The 24,419-nt window shown below is 64.4% G+C and carries 14 protein-coding genes and 1 tRNA gene; 12 read left to right on the top strand and 3 right to left on the bottom strand.

Features of this window, described 5'->3' with window-relative positions:
* Positions 1 to 81: 81 nt before the first annotated feature.
* Positions 82 to 903 carry a YwiC-like family protein gene (locus tag GFD18_RS06440; RefSeq protein ID WP_318644391.1) on the bottom strand — a complete coding sequence of 274 codons (822 nt, stop codon included), beginning with the start codon at positions 901 to 903 and terminating at the stop codon, positions 82 to 84.
* A gap of 192 nt (positions 904 to 1,095) precedes the next feature.
* Here GFD18_RS06440 and GFD18_RS06445 point away from each other — a divergent pair, with 192 nt between their 5' ends.
* The 5 genes from GFD18_RS06445 (at position 1,096) to GFD18_RS06465 (ending at position 4,763) form a co-directional block, all read left to right on the top strand.
* Positions 1,096 to 2,040 carry an SPFH domain-containing protein gene (locus tag GFD18_RS06445; protein WP_163200055.1) on the top strand — a complete coding sequence of 315 codons (945 nt, stop codon included), beginning with the start codon at positions 1,096 to 1,098 and terminating at the stop codon, positions 2,038 to 2,040.
* 184 nt (positions 2,041 to 2,224) lie between these two features.
* On the top strand, positions 2,225 to 3,190 hold the full coding sequence (locus GFD18_RS06450; RefSeq protein ID WP_449727617.1) for a Ppx/GppA phosphatase family protein: 966 nt from the start codon (positions 2,225 to 2,227) through the stop codon (positions 3,188 to 3,190).
* A gap of 54 nt (positions 3,191 to 3,244) precedes the next feature.
* Positions 3,245 to 3,317: transfer RNA gene (locus tag GFD18_RS06455), tRNA-Arg, on the top strand.
* A gap of 91 nt (positions 3,318 to 3,408) precedes the next feature.
* A complete protein-coding gene (locus tag GFD18_RS06460) occupies positions 3,409 to 4,431 on the top strand; it encodes an endonuclease/exonuclease/phosphatase family protein (RefSeq protein WP_225432944.1) in 1,023 nt (340 codons plus the stop codon).
* A gap of 128 nt (positions 4,432 to 4,559) precedes the next feature.
* Positions 4,560 to 4,763: a hypothetical protein gene (locus tag GFD18_RS06465; RefSeq protein WP_163200053.1), complete on the top strand. Its 204-nt coding sequence runs from the start codon at positions 4,560 to 4,562 to the stop codon at positions 4,761 to 4,763.
* A 104-nt stretch (positions 4,764 to 4,867) separates the two neighbouring features.
* Here GFD18_RS06465 and GFD18_RS06470 read toward each other — a convergent pair whose 3' ends face one another.
* Both GFD18_RS06470 and xseA read right to left on the bottom strand, forming a co-directional pair.
* Complete coding sequence (locus tag GFD18_RS06470; protein ID WP_163200052.1) at positions 4,868 to 5,161, bottom strand: exodeoxyribonuclease VII small subunit; 294 nt, start codon at positions 5,159 to 5,161, stop codon at positions 4,868 to 4,870.
* 94 nt (positions 5,162 to 5,255) lie between these two features.
* Positions 5,256 to 6,530 (bottom strand): exodeoxyribonuclease VII large subunit, encoded by a 1,275-nt coding sequence (gene xseA, locus GFD18_RS06475; RefSeq protein WP_163200051.1) that lies wholly within the window; start codon positions 6,528 to 6,530, stop codon positions 5,256 to 5,258.
* 349 nt (positions 6,531 to 6,879) lie between these two features.
* On the opposite strand from xseA, the gene nrdD reads away from it, so the two are divergent.
* The 7 genes from nrdD to ileS all read left to right on the top strand — a co-directional run bounded on the left by nrdD (position 6,880) and on the right by ileS (position 24,299).
* A complete protein-coding gene (nrdD, locus tag GFD18_RS06480; protein ID WP_163200050.1) occupies positions 6,880 to 9,279 on the top strand; it encodes an anaerobic ribonucleoside-triphosphate reductase in 2,400 nt (799 codons plus the stop codon).
* A gap of 69 nt (positions 9,280 to 9,348) precedes the next feature.
* Positions 9,349 to 10,062 (top strand): anaerobic ribonucleoside-triphosphate reductase activating protein, encoded by a 714-nt coding sequence (gene nrdG / locus GFD18_RS06485; RefSeq protein WP_163200049.1) that lies wholly within the window; start codon positions 9,349 to 9,351, stop codon positions 10,060 to 10,062.
* A 292-nt stretch (positions 10,063 to 10,354) separates the two neighbouring features.
* On the top strand, positions 10,355 to 15,322 hold the full coding sequence (locus GFD18_RS06490; protein ID WP_163200048.1) for a 2-hydroxyacyl-CoA dehydratase: 4,968 nt from the start codon (positions 10,355 to 10,357) through the stop codon (positions 15,320 to 15,322).
* Between the two features lie 506 nt (positions 15,323 to 15,828).
* Positions 15,829 to 16,359 carry a MarR family winged helix-turn-helix transcriptional regulator gene (locus GFD18_RS06495; RefSeq protein WP_163200047.1) on the top strand — a complete coding sequence of 177 codons (531 nt, stop codon included), beginning with the start codon at positions 15,829 to 15,831 and terminating at the stop codon, positions 16,357 to 16,359.
* Positions 16,356 to 18,203, top strand: coding sequence for an ABC transporter ATP-binding protein (locus GFD18_RS06500; protein WP_318644396.1), 1,848 nt, complete (start codon positions 16,356 to 16,358; stop codon positions 18,201 to 18,203). Before GFD18_RS06495 ends, GFD18_RS06500 begins: the two co-directional genes overlap by 4 nt.
* The gene (locus GFD18_RS06505; protein WP_163200046.1) at positions 18,203 to 20,233 is read left to right on the top strand and encodes an ABC transporter ATP-binding protein; all 2,031 of its coding nucleotides are present in this window, start codon (positions 18,203 to 18,205) and stop codon (positions 20,231 to 20,233) included. The genes GFD18_RS06500 and GFD18_RS06505 overlap by 1 nt, the downstream gene beginning before the upstream one ends.
* Positions 20,234 to 20,984: 751 nt before the next feature.
* Positions 20,985 to 24,299 carry a mupirocin-resistant isoleucine--tRNA ligase gene (gene ileS / locus GFD18_RS06510; protein WP_163200045.1) on the top strand — a complete coding sequence of 1,105 codons (3,315 nt, stop codon included), beginning with the start codon at positions 20,985 to 20,987 and terminating at the stop codon, positions 24,297 to 24,299.
* The last annotated feature ends 120 nt before the right edge of the window (positions 24,300 to 24,419 follow it).

Consider the following 24,419-nt stretch of genomic DNA (forward strand, 5'->3'; position numbering starts at 1 on the left):
TCCTCATGTATGTCGTAGACCCACAAATCTCTTTATGACCGTCGTGGACCGACTATTAATGAACGGATAGACCCGCAGGCCTTACCAGCCGATGCGGGGGACGGCGTAGACGACCGAGGCGAACACCATCAGGCTCGTCGCGCATTCGACCAGTCCCGTCACCATCGGGCCGATGGTCCTGTTGCGGGCCAGCAGCGGCAGCGCCACCGACCGGGCCAGCAGCGCCGCGCCGCTCGCGCCCAGCGTCGGCTGCGCCGCGAAGCCCAGGCACGTGAGCACCACGTTCCATATGACCGAGGCGTTCAGATACGACGACCTGCCGCGCTCGCGAATCATCGTCTTGACGAACAACACGGACCCGAACTGCGTGAACGCGAAGATCGCCGCCGCGTAGCAGCCCTCGCGGGAAAGCGGCACATGCATGCCGAACGCGTCGAATCCGACCGCCGTGCCGCCGGGCGTCGGATGCTCGCCGAACAGCGGCATCACCGTGGCCATCGTCGCCGTGGCGAGCACCGCCGCCGCATTCGCCCACAGCGACCGCTCCCTGCGGCTCCACGACGCCATCAGCGAAACGACCAGCAGCACGCCGAACACCGGGGCCCATGTGAGCACTTCGGGGTGCAGCAGCACGAACGGCACGCCGACGGCTGCGGTCAACGCGCCATAGACGAGCACCGGCTTGCGGTACCGCTTCCGGAATCGCGACTTGAGCCATCGCGCGGCCGAGAACTGCAGGAAGTAGCACAGCAGCCATGCGGCGAGCAGCCACAGCTGCGTCGGCGTGGCTCCGCTGAGCGTCATGCCCGCCATCGCCGGCAGCAGCACCATCGCCCAGGCGCCATGCTGGTCGGGTATCCACCGCCGCAGCGCACGGCTCGCGATCGGCATGGTCGTGGTCACGGAACGTCCGTTGGGGGAGTATTGAGTCATAACGGACCATCGTACGGCACCGCGTTCACGTTCCGTTCGACGAATGTTCGCATCATGCCCCCGTGGCGCGTCGGAAGCGTGTGGGAACATGAAAGCGTCTAATGGATTCCGCGGGCCCCACGTGGCCGTGGGCAAGCCGCGGAATGAAGGGAAAGGAATGCCATGGCATTCATCGGTTTCGGAACGATGTTCCTGTTCATATTGCTGGTGCTCATCATCGTGCTGCTGTTCATGAGCCTGTATATCGTGCCGCAGCAGAACGCCTACGTGATCGAGCGACTGGGCAAGTTCCACGCCGTCACCGTGGCCGGCCTGCACATGAAGATACCGTTCATCGACCGCATCGCGCAGAAGATGAACCTGCGAGTCAGCCAGCTTGACGTGAAGCTCGAGACCAAGACGCTCGACAACGTGTTCGTCACCGTGGTGGCGTCCACCCAGTTCCGCGTCGACGCCCGTCACGTGGACGTCGCCTACTACGAGCTGCAGAACCCCGCAGCGCAGCTGCGCAGCTACATGGAGGACGCGCTGCGTTCCGCCATCCCCGCCCTGACGCTCGACGATGCGTTCGCCCGCAAGGACAACGTGGCGCTCGACGTGCAGCAGACCGTCGGCAACGAGATGCAGCGGTTCGGCTTCAACGTGGTCAAGACGCTGATCACCGCCATCGACCCCTCCGGCCAGGTCAAGCAGGCCATGGACTCCATCAACGCCGCCCAGCGTGAGAAGGAGGCCACCCGCCAGCGCGCCGAGGCTCAGCGCATCGCCATCGAGACGCAGGCGCAGGCCGATGCCGAGAAGACCCGCCTCCAGGGCGAGGGCCAGGCGAACTATCGTCGAGAGATCGCCAACGGCATCGTCGACCAGATCAAGAGCCTGCACGCCGTCGGCATGGACATCGACGAGGTCAACCAGATCGTGATGTTCAACCAGTACCTTGACGTCATGCGCTCGATGAGCGAGTCGAAGAACGCCAAGACGGTCGTGCTGCCCGCCTCGACGCCCTCCGGATTCAAGAACATGTACGACGAGGTGACCAATGCGCTGCTGACCGGCCAGGCCGTCTCCGATGCTCCGGCGTCCCCGTCTGCGGAGTCGCGCCTCTGACCGGGCGGCTCCACGGTGCGGCGACGGCGTCGATGCGCCGCACCGACGAGTCGCCGGTGATGTCGTCGTCCCGCCGCTGCCGGCGGTGTACGACGACATCACCGATATATTCGTATTCGATATGTTGACGAATCCTGAAAAGGCAAACGTTTGACGGTTTTTCGCCCTGATACTGTTGGGCAGCGTGCAAATAGGGAACCGACATATCCGACTCGGTGTTCTTGACATCGGGTCCAACACCGTCCACATGCTGATCGTCGACGCCGCACCAGGTGCCCGGCCGGAGCCCGAGGCCTCCAGCCGGTCCGTGGTGCGCATGATGCAGTATCTCAAAGCGGACGGCACCATCAAGAAATCAGGCGTCAAGGCCATCCTCGCCGCCGTCGACCAGGCGATGAAGCTCGCCGAGCAGTACGAGGTCTCGCAGGTCGTGCCGATCGCCACATCGGCATTGAGGGACGCGCCCAACGGGCCGAAGATCCTCGTGCAGATCGAGCAGCGCATTGGGCAGGGGGTATCCGTGCTTTCCGGGCCGGACGAGGCCCGTCTCACCTTCCTCGCCGCCCGGCGCTGGTACGGCTGGGGTGCGGGCCGTCTGCTCGTGCTCGACATCGGAGGCGGCTCTCTCGAAGTCGCCACCGGCGTCGACGAGGAGCCGGACAAGGCGATGAGCGTGCCGGCGGGTGCGGGCCGCGTCACCCATGCCTTCCTGCCGGAGGGAACCGCCGACGCCAAGCAGCTGGCCCACCTTCGCAAGAAGGTCGGCCACATCATCGAACCCATCGTCAAGGAGTTCGCCGACTCCAAGCGCCCCGATCACGTGGTCGCCACATCCAAGACGTTCCGTTCGCTTGCCCGCCTCGCCGGTTCGAAGGTGAAGGTCATCGGCGCCGACGAAAGCTGGCGCATGAACCGCGCGCAGCTGGAGGACTGGATTCCCCGTCTCGCCTCCATCGAGCCCGAGCAGCGCGTGGCGTTGCCGGGCATCACCCCCGAGCGTACGAACCAGATCGTCGGCGGAGCCGTCGTGGCCGACGAGGTCATGAAGGCGCTGAAGATCGAGGAGATCGAGATCTGCCCATGGGCATTGCGCGAAGGCGCGATCCTGCGTTGGCTCGACCAGTTCGGCCGTACGCGCTTCGGATTCTGACATCTTCTGGCGTGTTGCCAAAACCCGGGCGTTGCGGTATAGTGAAACGCTGTTGCCCGGGTAGCTCAGGGGATAGAGCACCGCTCTCCTAAAGCGGGTGTCGTGCGTTCGAATCGCATCTCGGGCACTGGAGAGGTCTTGGAATCGTATGGTTGGCATGCGGTTCCAAGACCTTTTTCATATTGCCCGTATGAATCGGATGGTCAGGTGATGTGGCGATGAGTGACGGAAAACGCATGACGTCGGGCGGACGCGCCGTCGGCAGGATGATATGCGGCGCCATGTCGGCGGCATTCGCCGTCGGAGCGCTTGTGGGCGTCGTCGCCCGACTGCTGCCGATGCGGCTGTCCGCGTTGCCGTATGTGCCGAACATCGTCGCCGCGACCCCATGGTTCGGTCTCGTCGCCGCCGTGGCGCTGCTGTTCGCGGTGCTGGGACGCCGACGGGTCCTGACCTCGCTCGCCGTGGCATGCCTGATTCTGGTGTCGTATTGGCAGGCGCCGTTCTTCGCGAACGCCGTGCGGGAGGAATCCCCGTCGTCGCGGTCCACGTCGTCGGGAACGACGCTGCGTGTGATGACCTGCAACGTGTACAAGGGACGCGCCGACGCCGCGCAGATCGTGAAGCTGGTGCGCGAGCAGAAGGTGCAGGTGCTTACGCTGCAGGAGACCACGGCGGACTTCGTGAACCGTCTGGACGAGGCCGGCATCGCGAAATACCTGCCATATGCGAAGACCGCTTCGGCGGACGGCGTGTACGGCAACGGCGCATGGTCGGCACGGCCGTTGGCCAATGCCGTGCGGGACGAGGTGCAGTCCAGCGCCTCCCAGATGCCTGCCGGAACGGTGAGCCTCGGAGGTGGCAGGACCCTTCGATTCGTTTCGGTGCATACGACGGCGCCCGTGGCCGGATACTGGAACCAGTGGAAGCGCAGTCTCGACGAACTGGCGGCCATGAAAAGCGTCGGCGGCGGCACCTATGTGTTCATGGGTGATTTCAACGCCACATACGACCATGCGCCGTTCAGGAACGTTCTCGGCGACCGGTTCACGGACGCGGCCCGTTCGGCCGGGCGCGGCCTCACCTTCACCTGGCCGGCGAATCGCACCGTCCTGCCCCCGATGTTCGGAATCGACCATATCGTGATGGACCGAGGGGTCTCCGCCTCCGACCTGGAGGTCCACCGCATCGAAGGCACCGATCATGCCGCGTTGCTGGCCACCTTGCGCGTGGGCGAATGATTCCTGAACAAAATATGGAAACAGTCGGACACGGCTTTACATTTTTCGAGCAGAGTACTACACCAGAGATTGGCTGATACCGGATGCCCCGGCATCGGTGTGTATTGTCGCTATGAATAGGAGTTCTCATGGACGAGAAGACGCTGGTTGAAAAGATGAAGAACGTTGTTATCGTTGACGACGTTCTGGCTCTTGCCAAGGAACTGGGTCTGGACTGGACCTACGAGCAGGCCGACGAGGCTCTGGGCCGCATCAACGCGACCAAGAACGACATCGCCGAGCTGGCTGGCGACACCATGGAGAAGGTCGCCAAGGAAGTCTTCGGTATCTGAGATCTCCGGGGTTTTCGTCTGTAGACGATAGGGGCCGTCGCGTTGCGTACGCGACGGCCCCTTGTTGTATTCGGAGAGCGGCCGCTAAGGCCGCGCACGGGTACTCAGGACAGATTGTCCTGAGTACCCGCAGTGGCTCCGGCGCTGGCCTGCTCGGCCTGGGCGGCGTCGAGCTGGGCGCGCACGTCGTCGAGCAGCTTCTGCGCGCGTCGGGCCAGCGCTTCGCCGACCTGCCACTGGCGCATCGACGCGTCGAGGTCCAGTCCGCCGGCCTCCAGCACCTGCACGGCCTGGATGAGTTGGTCGCGGGCCTGCTCGTAACTGAGCGAATCGATTTTCTTCAGCTCCTCGTCGCTCAATGCGGGGACGGAGGAGGCGTTTGCGGTGGTGTCGGTCATGACAGCTCCTTGCTGGATGTTTCGGATGGTCCTTGTATATATGTGATATTGACTGCTATATGAATCATCGCCGGGTTCGACGGCTGTGCGCCGATTATTCGGCGGTCACGCGGATGCGGCCCTTGCGCAAGGTCACCGACAGCTCGTCGCCGGCTTTGACGGCGTCGGCGTCCCCGACGACGTGGCCCTGCGAATCCTGCACCACGGCGTATCCGCGGTCCAGTGTGGACTGCGGGCTCAGTGCCGTGAGCGAGGCATGCAGCTTCTCCACGGTCAGGCTCGCATCGTCGACGATACGGCGCAGGCCGATGTCGAGCCGCTGACGGGCGTCGTCCACGAAACGCTGCGGCCGGTCGAGCATGGTCAGCGGCTGCGTAAGGCTCGGACGGTTCGCATAGCCCTCGATGAGCCGCATCTCGTTGTCGACGCGGGAGCGGATGCGGTCGCGGATGCGGCGCCGGGCCTCGTCCACGATCTGCAGCTGCTCGTTCACGTCGGGCACCACGCGCTTGGCGGCGTCGGTCGGCGTGGACGCGCGCATGTCGGCGGCGAGGTCGATGAGCGTCCAGTCGTCCTCGTGGCCGATTGCCGAGACGATGGGCGTCGTGCAGGCGGCCGTGGCGCGCACCACGCCTTCGTCGGAGAATCCCATGAGGTCCTCGAAGCTGCCGCCGCCTCGCGCCACGATGATCACGTCTACCTCGGGGTCGGCGTCGAGCCGCTGTATGGCGGCGATGACGTCCGGCGGGCAGCTCGGCCCCTGTACATGCGCGTGCAGCACGGTGAACCGGATGGTGGGCCAGCGCAGGCGCGCGTTGGTGATCACGTCGCCTTCGGCGCGGGCCTGCGGGGCGCATACCAGACCGATGCGATGGGGGAATTCGGGAATCGGCACCTTGTTCTCGGCGTCGAAGAGCCCCTCGCCCTTCAGGCGCTTGCGCAGCTCCTCGATCTGGGCCATGAGGTCGCCCTTGCCCACGCGGCGGATGTCGTCGCCCATGAAGCTCAGGCGGGTCTGCTTCATCCATACGTCAGGCCGGCCGTGAAGGACCACGCGGTCGCCCTGGCGGAATTCGCGGGCCATCTGCGCGAACCGGCCGAAGCCGGTGACGTTCAGTGAGATGTCCTCGGTGTTGTCGCGCACCGTAAGATAGGCGGAACCGGCTCGACGCGTGTTGATCTCGGATATCTGTCCCTCTATCCACGTGCCTGGCCACTTGGCCACGGCGTCGTGGTATTTGCGGCTCAGCAGGCTGATGGGCCAGGGGTTGTCCGGCGTGGTGTCGCGCGCGAGCCTCGGCAGCGGCTGGGGCTGGGGCGGCCGGCCGGCGTCCGGCGCGGCCGGATCGGAAAAGAGCGTTTGGGTCATGCCTTCAACTTTCGGTCACCACGGGGACATCCCGCGCCGACGTGACCTTGCTCACAGGCGGTCTGTGAATCATCTCACAGCCTCGTTCGGCGTGCCGGATTTGTCGCCGGCTAACGGCAGAATCGATGGTCGGCCATGACACGCCGTAGGCGAATTTCGGTGGCCCTGATTTTCCGCTTGATAATGCCGAAAGCACTAGATATGCGTTTGAGGTAACAGGCGGCAACTAGATATTGTGGTCGAAGTGCTGTAATGTGCTAAAGGCCGGTGCAGCGGTCCCGGCGGGAAACGACCGCTATACGCGTTATTCATTACGTACGTTACGAAGAGTTCTGGCGGAAGGAGTCTGATGAGCGCACAGGTGCTTGAGCAGGAGACCATCGAGGCGGTTCGCCCGCAGAAGGAGACCGTGCTGGTCGAGAAGCGTGACGGCAGGGTGGTGGATTTCGATCCCATCAACATCATCAATGCCGTGAGCGCCGCCTTCGGCGACCTCGACAAGAAGGTCGGCCCTGAAGAGGAGCGCATCATCCGCGACATCGCCGACCGCGTGGAGGCCGAGGTCAAGACCCGCTACACCGGTCCCGCCAAGATCGAGGACATCCAGAACCTCGTCGAGCACGCGCTGATCGGCGAGCACCTGTACGAGGTGGCCCGCACCTACACCAACTACCGTCTGAACAAGGACATCGAGCGAGCCAAGGCCACCGACATCAACGAGGCCGTGAGCCGACTCGTCAACAAGGACGAGGCCCTCGTGCGCGAGAACGCCAACAAGGACTCCAACGTCTACGCCACCCAGCGCGATCTGCTCGCCGGCGCCGTGAGCAAGGCCTCCGCCTTCTCCATGCTGCCCGAGCGCGTCTCCAACGCCCACATGAAGGGCGACATCCACTTCCACGACGCCGACTACTCGCCGTTCACCGCCATGAGTAACTGCTCCCTGCCGGACTTCGGCGACATGCTCGCGCATGGCTTCGCCCTGGGCAACGCCATGATGGACTCCCCGAAGTCCATCGGCACCGCCGCCACGCAGATCACGCAGATCATCAAGGACATCGCCGGCTGCCAGTACGGCGGCCAGACCGTCAACCGCTGCGACGAGATGCTCGAGCGCTACGCCAAGCGCGACTACGACAAGAACCTCAAGATGGCCGAGGCCATCCTGCCCGACGAGATGCCCATCAACGTGGCCGAGGACGTGGTCAAGGGCCTCAAGGCCCAGGAGCCCAAGTGGCTGCACTTCGAGAACCGCGAGCCGCTGCCGGAGGACACCCCGTTCGACGAGAACCTCTCCGAGATCGAGCAGCTGCGCGAGGTCTACGCCAAGATCATGACCCGCAAGGCCATCTACGACGCCATGCAGACCATGGAGTACCAGATCAACTCCAACCGCGTCTCCAACGGCCAGACCCCGTTCGTCACCGTCGGCTTCGGCCTCGGCACCTCGTGGTTCGCCCGCGAGATCCAGCGTGCCATCCTGCTCAACCGCATCCGCGGCCTCGGCAAGGACCGTCACACCGCCATCTTCCCGAAGCTCGTGTTCACCGTCAAGCACGGCGTGAACGCCGACCAGGGCGACCCGAACTACGACCTCAAGCAGCTGGCGCTCGAATCCGCCACCAAGCGCATGTATCCCGACGTCGTGTTCTACGAGAACATCGTCAAGATTACCGGCTCCTTCAAGGCCCCGATGGGCTGCCGTTCCTTCCTGCAGGGCTGGAAGGACCCGAAGACCGGCAAGGACGTGACCGACGGCCGTATGAACCTCGGCGTCGTCTCCGTGAACGTGCCGCGCATCGCCCTCGAATCCCACGGCGACGTCGAGCGCTTCTGGAAGCTGTTCAACCAGCGCATGGAGATCGCCCACGAGGCCCTGCAGTTCCGCATCATGCGCTGCAAGCAGGCCACCCCGGTCAACGCGCCGACCCTCTACCGCTACGGCGCCTTCGGCCGCCTGAACGCCAACGACAAGGTCGACCAGCTGTTCAAGGACGGCCGCGCCACCGTGTCGCTCGGCTACATCGGCCTGTACGAGACCACCGCCGTGTTCTTCGGCAAGGACTGGATGACCGACCACCACTGGGACGAGGACGGCAAGAAGTTCGCCCTCTCCATCGTGCAGCGCATGAACGACCTGTGCAAGCAGTGGAGCGCCGCCGAGGGCTACCACTACTCCGTGTACTCCACGCCGGCCGAGTCGCTCACCGACCGCTTCAACCGCATGGACCGCGAGAAGTTCGGCAAGGTCCCCGGCGTCACCGACCACGACTTCTACACCAACAGCTTCCACTACCCGGTGTGGCTGCAGCCCACCCCGATGGAGAAGCTCGCCTACGAGAAGGACTTCCCGTACCTCGCCTCCGGCGGCTTCATCAACTACTGCGAGTTCCCCTGCCTGCAGCCGAACCCGAAGGCCCTCGAGGCCGTGTGGGACTACGCCTACAACATCGGCATCGGCTACCTCGGCACGAACACGCCGATCGATCACTGCTTCGTGTGCGGATTCGAAGGCGACTTCGAGCCCACCGAGGAGGGCTTCAAGTGCCCCGAGTGCGGCAACTCCGACCCGGACAAGTGCAACGTGACCAAGCGCACCTGCGGCTACCTCGGCAACCCGGTGCAGCGTCCGATGGTGCACGGCCGCCACGAGGAGATCGCCCACCGCGTCAAGCACATGAGCGGCGAGACCGGCCACGTGACCCTCTCCGACGGCACCGAGCGCGAATGGTACGAAGAGACCAAGTGATTCCATGCTGAGGCATCGGCTCCCCTCTGATACGGAGGGGAGCCTTCTTTGCGTGTAAGGAGGTGAACCATGCCGCAGGACTCATGGAAGCAGGTGAAGCACCATGACTTCGCCGCCGGAGAGCCGGACCGAGGCCTCGGCGTCCCCAGTCCGCTGACCAACAATCCCAGGGCCGGCCAATGGGACGGGCGCCGCATGTGCCAGAACATGATCGCCGACTACAAGCGGTTCCTCATGACCGACGGCGAGGGCATCCGCTGCTCCATCTACGTGAGCGGCTGCCCCTTCCGCTGCGACGGCTGCTACAACTCGTCCATCTGGGACTTCATGGCCGGCTATGAATACAACCAGAGGCTCGAGGACCAGATCATGGACGACCTCTCCCAGTCGTTCGTGCAGGGGCTCACGCTGCTCGGCGGCGAGCCATTGCTCAACACCCCCGTGCTCACCCCGTTGGTGAGGAAGATTCGCGAACGGTTCGGCCACACCAAGGACATCTGGTGTTGGACGGGCTACACGTGGGAGGAGCTCATGCGTCCGGGGGAGACCCCCGACAAGCGCGAACTGCTCGAACTCATCGACGTGCTCGTCGACGGCCGCTACCTCAAGGACCAGCACGATTCGCTGCTGCAGTTCCGCGGCTCCAAGAACCAGCGGATCATCGACGTGCAGAAGTCGCTGGAGGTCGAGGAGCCGGTGATCTGGGGCAGACTGCACGACCAGGAGCGGTTCATCCCTGAGATGTACGGCAAGGACCGCGACAGCGCCGAAGGCGACAAGTGACGAATGCATCGGCCGTCGGCGGGTACGGCGTCACCTCCCTGTCAAAGGGAAATCAGGAAAGGTCGGTGGGCTCGACAGTCACGGAATATGCGTCGAATATACTTCGCCCGTGGCTGAAAAGACCGCTGCTTTGTGAGAAATCTCATGGGAATCGTCGCCAGTCGTTCCGCCCCGCCGACTACGATTCATCAATGAACAATGTGCGAGAACGTGAGGTTGGACACCGCGAGGGAACGTGAGATCGCGGCGGGTTGAACGCGAACAGGGCACACGAACGGATGAAGGAAACAGCATGTCGGAGTTGAAGACGAACGACTACATCAGAATCGGTCTGGACATCGGATCGACGACGGTGAAGGCGGTGGTCCTTGATAAGGACGGCTCGAAGACGGCGGCGGGAGAGGAGTCCCCGCTCGCCGCGCCGGGACAGCACATCCTCTACGCCGACTATCGACGCCACCATGCCAACGTCCGTGCCACCGTGGCCGAACTGCTGGCCGACATCCGCGAGCATCTGGCCGAACTGGGCCGCGAAAACGAGCCGGTCAGGCTCTCCATCACCGGTTCCGGCGGCCTCGGCCTCGCCGACAACCTGCACGTCCTGTTCTCGCAGGAGGTCATCGCCGAGACCGTCGCCATCGATGCGAAATACCCGCAGGCCGACGTCATCGTCGAACTCGGCGGCGAGGACGCCAAGGTCACGTATTTGAAGCCCACGCCCGAACAGCGCATGAACGGCTCGTGCGCAGGCGGCACCGGCGCGTTCATCGACCAGATGGCCACGCTGCTCGACACCGACGCCACCGGCCTCAACGAGATGGCCAAGAACTACGAGACGCTCTACCCGATCGCCTCGCGATGCGGCGTGTTCGCCAAAACCGACCTGCAGCCGCTCATCAACGACGGCGCCGCCAAGCCCGACCTCGCGGCATCCATCTTCACGGCCGTGGCCACGCAGACCATCGCCGGACTCTCCTCCGGCCGTCCTATCCGCGGCACCGTCATCTTCCTCGGCGGCCCGCTGTTCTTCCTCTCCGAACTGCGCGAGGCGTTCCGCCGCGCGCTGAAGGACCAGGTCAAGGAATTCATCACGCCGGAATCGGCCCACCTGTACGTGGCCTACGGCGCAGCGCTGCTCGCCGGCGAAGAGACCTCCGAGGAGACCGAGGAAGGCTCCAAGCACTACGAGCCGCGCACCCTCGCCGACATCCTCAAGGCGCTCGAGAACCTCAAGAACCTGCCGAGCGACACCCCCACCATGCCCCCGCTGTTCGACACGGAGGCCGACCGCGAACGCTTCAACGAGCGCCACCACCGCGAGCACATCCACATCGGCACCCTCGAAGGCGCCAAGGGGCCGCACTTCCTCGGCATCGACGCGGGATCGACCACCATCAAGGCCACGCTCGTCAACGACGACCGCGAGATCGTCTGGTCGTCGTACGCCAACAACGAAGGCAGCCCGCTGACCGCGGCCGTCAACATCGTCAAGAAGATCCAGAACGAACTGCCCGAAGACGCATGGATCGCACGAAGCTGCGCCACCGGCTACGGCGAAGGCCTCATCACCACCGGCCTGCACCTCGACGAGGGCGTGGTGGAGACCATGGCCCACTACCGCGGCGCCGAAATGGTCAGCCCCGGCGTCACCGCCGTCATCGACATCGGCGGCCAGGACATGAAGTACCTGGCCATCAACGACGGCGTCATCGACTCCATCGCCGTCAACGAGGCCTGCTCCTCCGGCTGCGGCTCGTTCCTCCAGACGTTCGCCCAGTCCATGGGCCTGACCATCCAGGAGTTCACGCAGAAGGCGCTGGCCTCCGACCATCCCGTCGACTTGGGCTCGCGCTGCACCGTGTTCATGAACTCGTCGGTCAAGCAGGCGCAGAAGGAAGGCGCCTCCATCGAGAACATCGCCGCCGGCCTGTGCTACTCCGTCGTGCGCAACGCCCTGTACAAGGTCATCAAGCTGCGCGACGCCGGCGAGCTCGGCGACACCGTCGTCGTGCAGGGCGGCACGTTCCTCAACGACGCCGTGCTGCGCGCCTTCGAACTGCTCACCGAACGCGAGGTCACCCGACCGAACATCGCCGGCCTCATGGGCGCGTACGGCGCGGCGCTCACCGCGCGCATGCACTACAACGATGACGACGAGCCGGGCAAGCGCTCGTCCATCCTCACCGGCGAAGCACTCGACAACCTGTCGATGACGTCCGAACGCGACGTGTGCAAGCTGTGCCAGAACCACTGCAAGCTCACCATCACCACGTTCGCCGACGGCTCGCGCTACGTGACCGGCAACCGCTGCGAACGCGGCGGCGACCGCAACAAGCAGCGTTCCGACAGGCCGAACCTCTACGAGTACAAGTACAAGCGCTGCTTCTCCTACCGCAGGCTCACCGACAAGAAGGCCACCCGCGGCGAGATCGGCATCCCGCGCGTGCTCAACATGTACGAGAACTACCCGTTCTGGTTCACGCTGCTCACCAGGCTCGGGTTCAAGGTCATGATCTCCGGCCGAAGCAACCACGAACTGTTCGAGACCGGCATCGACTCCATCGCCTCCGAGAACATCTGCTATCCTGCCAAGCTTGTGCACGGGCACATCAAGTGGCTGCTCAAGAAGAACATCAAGACCATCTTCTACCCGTGCGTCTCCTACGAGGAGAACCTCGTGGAGAACACCGACAACCACTACAACTGCCCGGTCGTCGCCAACTATCCGGTCGTCATCGGCGCGAACATGCCCGAACTGCGCGACCCGTCCATCCGCTACATGCGCCCCTACTTCAACCTCGCCGACCACGACCTCATGGTCGACCGCATCGTCGAGGAGTTCGCATGGGCCGACGTGACGCGCGAGGAGGCCGAGGAGGCCGTCAAGGCCGCGTATGCCGAGGACAAGCTCTTCAAGCACGACGTGCAGCAGGAGGGTCTCAAGGCGCTCGCCTACATGAAGGAGCACAACTGCCGCGGCATCGTGCTCGCCGGACGCCCCTACCACATCGACCCGGAGATCAACCACGGCATCCCCGAGACCATCTGCGCGCTCGGCATGGTCGTGCTCTCCGAGGACTCCATCTGCGAGCTGCAGCCCGGCGAGGACCTGCATCTGAGCGACTACCTCGCGGAAGGGGAGAAGAACCCGCGCGAGAAGGACTCCGCGGGATTCCGCCACGTGGGCGACCGCAAGGTCACCCGCATGCCGCTGCGCGTGACCAACCAGTGGGCCTACCATTCCCGCCTGTACGCGGCCGCGCACTTCGTGGCCTCGTACCCCGGCCTCGAACTCGTGCAGCTCAACTCCTTCGGCTGTGGCCTCGACGCCATCACCACTGACCAGGTCTCCGAGATCCTCGCTGACAAGGCCGACGTGTACACGCTGCTCAAGATCGACGAGGTCTCCAACCTCGGCGCCGCCAAGATCCGACTGCGTTCGCTCAAGGCCGCCGTCGAGGAGCGCGAGGCCAACAAGGCCCGCGAGGAGCATGCCGCCCGGAAGACCGCCGAGCAGGTGCGCCGCGAGACCATCGCCGAGAACCGGCTCGCCGAGGCCCAGGCCAAGTACGAGGAGGCACGTCGCCAGCTCGAGGCCGCGCAGGCTGACATGGACAAGGCCATGCCCGCCGCGAACCTCGACGCCGGATTCGTGAAGAAGCCGTACGCCATCGAACTCGGCAAGGGTGCGGGCGCCATGGGTGCGCCGGGAGCCAAGCCTGCCGCCGCCAAGGCCGGCAAGGGCGAATTCCGCAAGACCGGCTCCAAGGCGCCGACCGCCGGACGCCAGGCACTGCTCGACGCTGTCATGGAAGGCAACCCCAAGGCCAGCGCGCAGACCAAGAAGAACGCGCACAACACCGCCACCATGTCGAAGTACGCCAACCGCATCCCCTTCGGCAAATCCATGAAGAAGGACTACACCATCGTCGCCCCGCAGATGAGCCCCATGCACATGTCGCTCATCGAATCGGTCATCCGATCCGGCGGCTACAAGTTCGACATCCTCGAACACGCCAGCCGCGACGACGTGGAACTCGGCCTCAAATACGTCAACAACGACGCCTGCTACCCGGCCATCATGGTCATCGGCCAGCTCGTCAACGCCATCGTCGAAGGCAAGTACGACCCCGACAAGGTGGCGCTCGCCATCACGCAGACCGGCGGCATGTGCCGCGCCACCAACTACTTCGGCCTCATCCGCAAGGCGCTCATCGACGCCGGATACCCGCAGGTGCCGGTCATCGCGCTGAGCACGCAGGGCCTCGAATCCAACCCCGGCTTCACGCCGACGCCGGCGCTGCTGCACCGTGCCGTCAAGGCGCTCATCGTGGGCGACCTGTTCCTCAAGTGCCTGTACCGCGTGCGCCCGTACGAGAAGGTCAGGGGCAGCGCGAACGAGCTGTACGGGATGTGGGACACCATCACCCGCGAGGTCATCGAACACCACGGCTTCTCCAAGACGGCCAAGGCGAGGATCGGCAAGGGATACCTGCCGTACCCGACCCTGCTCAAGGAGATCGTCAGGTCGTTCGACGAACTGCCGCTGCGCGACATCCCGCGCAAGCCGCGCGTGGGCGTCGTCGGCGAGATCCTCGTCAAGTACCATCCCGATGCGAACAACCACGTGGTCGACGTCATCGAATCCCAGGGATGCGAGGCCGTGGTGCCCGGCATCATGGAGTTCATGACCACCCGCCCGTACATCACCGACTGGAACGAGAAGAACCTCGGCACCGGCGGCAACAAGAAGCTGTACGCGCTCATGCGCTGGGGCCTCGACCGCTACCTCAACCCGGTGCGCCGCGCCATCGCGACCGCGAACGGCAAGTTCTCGCAGGACCTGCCCATGGCCGAACTGGTCAAGAAGGCCGGCGAGGTCACGTCCGTGGGTGTGCAGGCCGGCGAAGGCTGGCTGCTCACCGCCGAGATCCTCGAGCTCATCGAATCGGGCGCGCCGAACGTGGTGTGCGCGCAGCCGTTCGCCTGCCTGCCGAACCACGTGACCGGCCGCGGCATGTTCGGCGAGATCCGCCGTCAGCATCCCGAGGCGAACATCGTGTCCATTGACTACGATCCGGGCGCCTCGCAGGCCAACCAGCTCAACCGAATCAAGCTCATGATCTCCGCCGCCAAGCAGGCCGAGGCCAAGCGTCAGGCCGCCGAGGCCGTGAACGACGAACGCAACCGCGCACATGGCGCGCAGGGACAGGACGGCGGCGACGCCCAGTCCAAGCCCACCCTCTCCGAAGCCGCGTGACAGGCGTCCCGTTCATCTTCGCGGGCTGGGCTCCTCTCGCCCTTGCATGGAAAAGGATTCATGCCCCTGAGATTCCCTCGTTGAGGGGAGCTCAGGGGAGCGTCTGTCACGGAGCGAATGATTAGGTTAGTCATGCGTTCCCTGCCGGAAAACCATGGCATGGAATAACGATGACGCATGATTATGCGTTCCCTGCCACACATTTCGCATGACGGTCAGCATGAACCCCTGCAATCATGCGGTTTTTGCCGGACGATCGCGTTGTCGTCCGCCACGGAACGTTGAAAAGACGGAATCGTTGCTTCCATGCCAAAAAATCATGGCATGGAATGTGATGACGGCGACGGATTACGTTCGGTGTCCAATCCTCAAGAGGAACCCATCCGACACGCGGAATGTTGCATATGCAACTGTTGTATGTGCGTCGTATTATCATCGTCCGTTGCATATACAACATTTCCGTGGGGAAACGAATCCCGACGTGAATCGGTGAATCAAGGAGTCGTATGGACAGACGCGTGCTCAGCCTGGAAATGCGTGCGCTGGGCAAGTCCGTCGACCGGTATCTCGGCGAGACGATGCCCGAATCGGCATCGGACGCCACGGGCGGCAACGCGCGCATCATCATGTTCCTTGCCCGCAACCGCGACAAGGACATCTACCAGCACACCATAGAACGCAAGTTCTGCATCACCCGTTCCACGGCGTCGCGCGTGCTGACGCTCATGGAGAAGAAGGGATTGATCATCCGCGAGCCGGTCGCCCACGACGCGCGGCTCAAGAAGATCGTGCTGACCGCCAGGGCCGACTCCATCGTCGCCGACCTCAAACGCAACGGCGAACGCATGGAACAACGTCTGCTCGCCGGATTCTCGCAGGCGGAGAAGGCCGCCATGTTCGACTACGTGCGTCGGATGCGCGACAACATCGACGAGGCGCAACGGGAGTTCGAGGCCGGCGGGGGAAAGACGACGCAACGCAATACGACAAACGACGATACGACAAACGATATGACGAAGAAGGAGGGCGACAAGTGACCGATACCGCAACAGCGGCCGCAGCGGCGACCGACGCCGCAAGGCAGGACAAGCCGGCCAGGCCGACGCATCTGTTCCGCACATTGGGCAGGTCGATGCGCGAATACAAGAGGGAAAGCTGGCTCGCGCCGGCATTCGTGGCCGTGGAAAGCATCCTCGAGATCCTCATCCCCACGGTCATGGCCATGCTCATCGACCAGGGCATCACCGGCGGCGACATGAACGCCATCGTGAGGTTCGGCCTCATCCTGCTGTGCTGCTCGGCCGTCTCGCTGAGCTGCGGCTTCCTCGCCGGACGCTTCGCCGCCATCGCCGCGGCCGGCTTCGCGAAGAACCTGCGCCACGACCAGTTCGAGCAGGTGCAGCGCTTCAGCTTCACCAACATCGACCGGTTCTCCACCGGCTCGATCATCACGCGACTGACCACCGACGTCACCAACCTGCAGACCGCCTACATGATGATGATCCGCATGGGCGTGCGCGCGCCCATCATGGTGGTCGTCGCATGGATCTTCTCGTTCCGCATCAGCCCCTCCATCTCCATGGTGTTCCTCGCCTGCATCCCGATCCTCGGCCTCGGCCTGTGCGGGCTCGCGGTGCTCGTGCACCCGGTGTTCGAACGCGTCTTCCACACCTACGACGAGCTCAACAACGTGGTCGACGAGAACCTGCAGGGCGTGCGCGTCGTCAAGTCGTTCAACCGCGAAGGCTACGAAATCACCAAGTTCGACCGCATCTCGCAGCGCATCTTCAAGGACTTCACCAAGGCCGAACGCATCATGAGCTTCAACATGCCGCTGATGATGCTGTGCGTCTACGGCTCCATGATCCTCATCTCGTGGATGGGTGCCAACCAGATCGTCGCCTCCGGCAACAACGCGGCCGTGGGCCTGACCACCGGCGACCTGACCGCGCTGGTCACGTACGCCATGCAGATCCTCATGGCCATGATGATGCTGTCGATGATGTTCGTGATGGTCATCATCTCCCAGGCCTCCGCCGAACGCATCACCCAGGTGCTGCAGGAGCAGAGCACCGTCACCGACCCCGAGCACCCCGTGCGCGAGGTGGCCGACGGCTCCATCGAATTCGACCACGTGACCTTCCGCTACTCCGACAGCTCCGAAAAGCCCGTGCTCGACGACATCGACCTCAAGATCCCGTCCGGCTCGACCGTCGGCATCGTCGGCGGCACCGGCTCGGCGAAGTCCTCGCTCGTGCAGCTCGTGCCGCGCCTCTACGACGTCTCCTCCGGAACGCTGAAGGTCGGCGGCGTCGACGTACGCGACTACGACCTCGAACTGCTGCGCGACCAGGTGGCCATGGTATTGCAGAAGAACGTGCTGTTCAGCGGCACCATCGCCGACAACCTGCGCTGGGGCAACCCCGACGCCACCGACGAGGAGATCCGCCACGCCTGCCGCCTCGCGCAGGCCGACGGCTTCATCCAGGAGTTCCCCGACAAATACGACACGATGATCGAACAGGGCGGCACCAACGTCTCCGGCGGCCAGCGCCAGCGCCTGTGCATCGCCCGCGCGCTGCTCAAGAAGCCGAAGATTCTCATCCTCGACGACTCCACCAGCGCCGTCGACACCAAGACCGACCGCTCCATCCGCGCCGCGTTCCGCGACGAGATCCCCTACACCACGAAGATCATCATCGCCCAGCGCGTCGCCTCCGTACAGGAATCCGACATGATCCTCGTGATGGACAACGGCCGCATCATGGCCCGCGGCACGCACGACCAGCTGCTCGAGACCTGCGACGAATACCGGTCCATCTACGAATCCCAGACCAAGAACCAGGCCAACCCGGAAGAAGTTGAAGGAGGTGCCCGCTGATGCCCGCGAAGAACGCAACCGCATCCAAGCCGGCCGCCGGCCGCCGGCCCGCCATGATGAAGCCGGCCCCCGGCACCATCAAACGCATCTTCGGCTACATCATGCAGTACAAGGCGCGCGTCATCATCATCGTGGCGTGCATCCTCATCGGCGCCGCCGCACAGGCCGGCTCCGCGCTGTTCCTGCAGACGCTCGTCGACAACTACATCCTGCCGCTCGTCGGTGTCGCCGACCCCGACTGGGGGCCGCTCATCCGCGCCATCACGCTGATCGGATGCCTGTACGTGGCCGGCATCCTCACCGGCTGGCTGTGGCAGTGGCTCATCGTCACCGTCGAACAGGGCGTGCTCAAGAAGATCCGCGACGACATGTTCGCCCACCAGCAGCAGCTGCCGATCCGCTACTTCGACAGCCACGAGCACGGCGACATCATGAGCCACTACACGAACGACACCGACACGCTGCGCCAGGCCATCAGCCAGTCGTTCCCGCAGATGTTCTCCGCCGCCATCTCCGCCATCGCGGCGCTGCTGTCGATGCTGTGGCTGTCCGTGCCGTTCACCGCGTTCGTGGTGGTGTTCACCCTCGGACTGCTGTGGATCGTGCGCAAGGTCGTCGGCCGCGCCGGACGGTTCTTCGTCAGGCAGCAGCAGTGGCTCGGCGACGTCAACGCGTTCGTCGAGGAATCCGTCAACGGCCAGAAGGTCATCAAGGTGTTCAACCACGAGGACGCCACGCAGAAGACCTTCGACGAGAAGAACGAGGAGCTCTTCCAGGCGGCCGCCGAAGCCAACACGTGGGGCAACGTGACCATGCCGATCGTCGGCAACCTCGGCTACCTGCTCTACATCCTCATGGCCATCATCGGCGGCGCGGTGGCGCTCGCCGGACTTGGCAACTTCGGGCTGACCGGAGCCGGACCGCTCACGCTCGGCACGCTCATCTCGCTGCTGACGCTCTCGCGCTCGTTCATCAACCCGATCGGCCAGGTCTCCATGCAGCTCAATATGGTGATGATGGCCATCGCCGGCGCCTCGCGCATCTTCGCCCTCATGGACGAGCCGGTGGAGGCCGACGGCGGCACCGTCACCCTCGTGAACGTGGAGCTCGGCGAGGACGGCCGCACTATGCGCGAGACCGACCACGAGACCGGATACTGGGCGTGGAAGCGCGAGGAGGGCGACGACGGCATGCGTTCGCTGCGCGCCGCCGAAAAGCTGCACGGCGCCGCCCGCGAGGTGGCGTTGAAGGCGCGCGAACAGGCCGTGACCTCGCCCGACGGACGCTACACGCTGCTGCGCGGCGACGTGCGCTTCACCAACGTGACGTTCGGCTACGACCCGTCCAAGCCCGTGCTGCACGACATCACCTGGTTCGCCAAGCCCGGTCAGAAGATCGCGCTCGTCGGCGCCACCGGCGCGGGCAAGACCACCGTGACCAACCTCATCAACCGGTTCTACGACATCCAGGAAGGCCAGATCCTCTACGACGGCATCTCCATCAAGGGCATCCGCAAGCCCGACCTGCGCCGCTCGCTCGGCGTGGTGCTGCAGGACGTGAACCTGTTCACCGGCACCGTGATGGACAACATCCGCTACGGCCGTCTCGACGCCACCGACGAGGAATGCATCGAGGCGGCTCGCCTGGTGAACGCGGACGGCTTCATCCGCATGCTGCCGGAAGGGTACGCCACCGTGCTCGAGGGCGACGGTTCAGGCCTGTCGCAGGGCCAGCGCCAGCTGATCTCCATCGCCCGCGCCGCCGTGGCCGACCCGCCCGCACTGATCCTCGACGAGGCCACGTCGTCCATCGACACGCGCACCGAGGAGGTCGTGCAGGCCGGCATGGACGCGCTGATGAAGGGTCGCACCGTGTTCGTCATCGCGCACCGCCTCTCCACCGTGCGCAACTCTGACGTCATCATGGTGCTCGACCACGGCAACATCATCGAACGCGGCAACCACGACGAGCTCATCGCCCAGAAGGGCGAGTACTACCAGCTCTACACCGGCGCCGTCGAACTCGAGTGACGCAGCCAAGGCCCGCATCCCCGCCGGAGGGATGCGGGCCTTCGCATATCCGCCTTCGTCCGAACCGCTCGCCATTCTCTTCCGCGAACGATGCCGTTCCCCGGTGTGCCGTGACGGAATCTTCTGCCATGGAACGCAACAATCGCAATATTTCGCATTCGATGACGGGAAACGACGATGGTCGCTCTATCAAAACCGCGGAATCATGCGGTTTCATATCGACTGTTCATGAAAAATCCTGCCACGGAGCGGCACAATAGTGAGATTCCCATTCCGTGCCAAGAAATCATGTCACGGAATCCAATGCCGTCAGAAAATCCCATTCCGTGCCAGCCTGTGCATCCAGATGCCGGGAAAATTCGATTGATCGCCGGATTTCGTGACGCGGGTCACATTCCGGGGGATTCCTTGGGATGACGTTCGGGGCGTTCGCCGGCCGGTGCTATCATGTTACGCGTTGAGCATTGATCCGTCATCAGCGGGGAGCTTCCGGAAGAACGGCCGACGTTCGTTGCGGCGAAAACGCAGCATGGCGACGGCCTATTAGACCCGGCGGGTAGGCCCGAGACAGCCGAATTCAAGCGGTCGCATCGACGTTCCGGGACGTTTGGAACGGATGCGGCAAGCGAGGTGGTACCGCGGTTCGCCGCGCATCGCGTGCCTGCGTCGCAAACGACGTGGGCGGAATCGATGCCGGACGATTCGTCCTCGTGACAGTAGTAATGACGAAACTGTGCATGAGGAGATAGCGGTGAGCAACAAGTTTCCGAAGGCCGCGGCCGACTCCAGCCTGGAGCACGTGGCACCGAACCCGAGTTTCCCCGACCTCGAGGTGAAGACCCTCGATTATTGGGACAAGGACGACACCTTCCAGAAGTCCGTCGAACGCAACCCCTCCGGCGACCATAGCCAGAACGAGTTCGTGTTCTTCGACGGCCCGCCGTTCGCCAACGGCCTGCCGCACTACGGCCACCTGCTTACCGGCTACGCCAAGGACGTGATCCCGCGTTACCAGACCATGAAGGGCCGCAAGGTCAACCGCGTGTTCGGCTGGGACACCCACGGCCTGCCCGCCGAGCTCGAGGCGCAGAAGGAACTGGGCATCGACTCCGTCGACCAGATCGAGAAGATGGGCATCGACAAGTTCAACGACGCCTGCCGCGCCTCCGTGCTCAAGTACACGAACGAATGGCAGGACTACGTGCACCGTCAGGCCCGCTGGGTCGACTTCGAGCACGGCTACAAGACCCTGAACATCCCGTACATGGAATCCGTGATGTGGGCGTTCAAGCAGCTGTACGACAAGGGCCTCGCCTACCAGGGCTACCGCGTGCTGCCATACTGCCCGAAGGACCGCACGCCGCTTTCGGCCCACGAGCTGCGTATGGACGCCGACGTGTACCAGGACCGTCAGGACACCACCGTCTCCGTGGCCGTGAAGCTGCGCGACGAGGAGGACGCCTACGCCGTGTTCTGGACGACCACGCCGTGGACCGTCCCCACCAACTTCGCCATCGTCGTCGGCGCCGACATCGACTACGTCGAGGTCAGGCCCACCGAAGGCAAGTACGCCGGCAAGAAGTTCTACTTCGGCAAGCCGCTGCTCGCCAAGTACGAGAAGGAGCTCGGCGAGAACTACGAGATCGTGCGCGAGCTCAAGGGCTCCGAGATGGAGGGCTGGCGCTACTGGCCGGTGTTCCCGTACTTCGCGGGCGACGAGGCCGAGTCCGAGGGCCACGTCCCCGGACCGCAGGGCTACCAGATCTTCACCGCCGACTACGTCGACACCGTCGAGGGTACCGGCCTCGTGCACCAGGCCCCCTACGGCGAGGACGATATGAACACGCTCAACGCCAAGGGCATCAAGAGCACCGACGTGCTCGACGCCGGCTGCCGCTTCACCGCGCAGTGCCCCGAATACGAAGGTCTCTTCGTGTTCGACGCCAACACGCCGATCCTGCGCAACCTGCGCAACGGCGACGGCCCGCTCGCCTCGATTCCCGAGGAGCACCGCGCCATCCTGCTGCAGGAGAAGAGCTACGTGCACTCCTACCCGCACTGCTGGCGCTGCGCCACGCCGCTGATCTACAAGCCGGTGAGCTCCTGGTTCGTCTCCGTCACCAAGATCAAGAAGCGTCTGCTCGAGCTCAACCAGGAGATCAACTGGATTCCGGGCAACGTGAAGGACGGCCAGTTCGGCAAGTGGCTCGCCAACGCCCGCGACTGGTCCATCTCCCGCAACCGCTTCTGGGGTTCGCCGATCCCGGTGTGGGTCTCCGACGACCCGAAGTACCCGCGCGTCGACGTCTACGGTTCGCTCGAGGAGCTCAAGGCCGACTTCGGCGACTACCCGCGCGACCGCGACGGCAACGTGAACATGCACCGTCCGTGGATTGACAACCTGACCCGTCCGAACCCGGACGACCCGACCGGCAAGTCCACGATGCACCGCATCTCCGACGTGCTCGACTGCTGGTTCGAATCCGGCTCCATGTCGTTCGCGCAGTTCCACTACCCGTTCGAGAACAAGGAGAAGTTCGAGCAGCACTTCCCGGCCGACTACATCGTCGAATACATCGGCCAGACCCGTGGCTGGTTCTACCTGTTGCACGTCATGGCCACCGCCCTGTTCGACCGCCCGGCCTTCAAGAACGTGATCTGCCACGGCATCGTGCTCGGCTCCGACGGCCAGAAGATGTCGAAGCACCTGCGCAACTACCCGGATGTCAACGGCGTGTTCGACAAGTACGGTTCCGACGCCATGCGCTGGTTCCTCATGTCGTCCCCGATCCTTCGCGGCGGCAACCTCATCGTCACATCCGAAGGCATCCGCGACACCGTGCGCCAGGTCATGCTGCCGCTGTGGAGCTCCTACTACTTCTTCACCCTCTACGCCAACGCGGCCAACAAGGGCGAAGGCTTCGACGCCCGCCTGCTGCGCGCCGACGAGGTGGCCGCACTGCCCGAGATGGACCGCTACCTGCTGGCCCGCCTGCGCAAGCTCGTGGCCAACGTGCAGAAGTCGCTCGACGAATTCGCCATCTCCGACGCCTGCGACGAGGTGAGCGACTTCATCGACATGCTCACCAACTGGTACATCCGCAACACGCGCGACCGCTTCTGGAACGAGGACGCCGACGCCTTCAACACGCTGTACACCGCCCTCGAGGTGCTGTGCCGCGTGATGGCGCCGCTCGCCCCGATGGAGACCGAGACCATCTGGCGCGGCCTGACCGGCGGCGAATCCGTGCACCTGGCCGACTGGCCGTTCCTCGCCGACGAGAAGACCGGCGAGCCGACCGAGCTCGGCAAGACGCTCGTGGCCGACGACAAGCTCGTCGCCGCCATGGAGAAGGTGCGCGAGGTCGTCTCCGGCACGCTCTCGCTGCGCAAGGCCCAGCAGATCCGCGTGCGCCAGCCGCTCGCCAAGCTCACCGTGGTCGCCGAGGACGTTGCCGCCGTCGAACCCTACACCGACATCCTCAAGTCCGAGCTCAACGTCAAGGACATCGAGTTCTGCACCATGGAGGACGCCGGCTCCCAGGGCCTCAAGATCGTGCACGAGCTGCGCGTGAACGCCCGCGTCGCCGGCAAGCGCCTGCGCAAGGACGTCCAGTTCGCCATCAAGGCCTCCAAGACCGGCGCCTGGCACGTCGGCGAGGACGGCGCCCCCGTGGCCGAAACCCCGAACGGCGACATCGCGCTCGTGGAAGGCGAGTACGAGCTCATCAACCGCGTGGAGGAGGAGAACGCCGAAGAGGCGGCCAACTCCGTGTCCTCGGCCCTGCCGACCGGCGGCTTCGTGATTCTCGACACCGAGCTGAACGACGACCTCGTGGCCGAAGGCTACGCCCGCGACGTCATCCGCGCCGTGCAGGACGCCCGTAAGGACGCCGGCCTCGACATCGCCGACCGCATCAGCCTGAAGCTGATCGTCCCCGCCGCCGACGCGGCGAAGGCCGAGCAGTTCAAGGACCTCATCGCCCACGAGACCCTGGCCGAAGCCGGCGTCGACATCACCGCCGCCGACGTCAAGGATCTCGCCATCGAAGTGGCCAAGGCCTGATTCGATGATTCGATGATCCGCCCTAGGCCGGTGGACCGGCCGATGGGCCGATGATTCGGCCGAACGCATGGGGAGGGGGGGGGGGGGGGGGGGGGGGGGGGGGGGGGGGGGGGGGGGGGG

It is taken from the genome of Bifidobacterium saimiriisciurei (assembly GCF_010667655.1).
Taxonomy (GTDB): Bacteria; Actinomycetota; Actinomycetes; order Actinomycetales; family Bifidobacteriaceae; genus Galliscardovia; species Galliscardovia saimiriisciurei.

What these genes read in the sequence shown, in the direction of transcription:
- GFD18_RS06445 (WP_163200055.1), top strand. Translation starts at nt 1,096, where the DNA reads ATGGCATTCATCGGTTTCGGAACGATGTTCCTGTTCATATTGCTGGTG.
- GFD18_RS06460 (WP_225432944.1), top strand. Translation starts at nt 3,409, where the DNA reads ATGAGTGACGGAAAACGCATGACGTCGGGCGGACGCGCCGTCGGCAGG.
- GFD18_RS06465 (WP_163200053.1), top strand. Translation starts at nt 4,560, where the DNA reads ATGGACGAGAAGACGCTGGTTGAAAAGATGAAGAACGTTGTTATCGTT.
- GFD18_RS06470 (WP_163200052.1), bottom strand. Translation starts at nt 5,161, where the DNA reads ATGACCGACACCACCGCAAACGCCTCCTCCGTCCCCGCATTGAGCGAC.
- xseA (WP_163200051.1), bottom strand. Translation starts at nt 6,530, where the DNA reads ATGACCCAAACGCTCTTTTCCGATCCGGCCGCGCCGGACGCCGGCCGG.
- nrdD (WP_163200050.1), top strand. Translation starts at nt 6,880, where the DNA reads ATGAGCGCACAGGTGCTTGAGCAGGAGACCATCGAGGCGGTTCGCCCG.
- nrdG (WP_163200049.1), top strand. Translation starts at nt 9,349, where the DNA reads ATGCCGCAGGACTCATGGAAGCAGGTGAAGCACCATGACTTCGCCGCC.
- GFD18_RS06490 (WP_163200048.1), top strand. Translation starts at nt 10,355, where the DNA reads ATGTCGGAGTTGAAGACGAACGACTACATCAGAATCGGTCTGGACATC.
- GFD18_RS06495 (WP_163200047.1), top strand. Translation starts at nt 15,829, where the DNA reads ATGGACAGACGCGTGCTCAGCCTGGAAATGCGTGCGCTGGGCAAGTCC.
- GFD18_RS06505 (WP_163200046.1), top strand. Translation starts at nt 18,203, where the DNA reads ATGCCCGCGAAGAACGCAACCGCATCCAAGCCGGCCGCCGGCCGCCGG.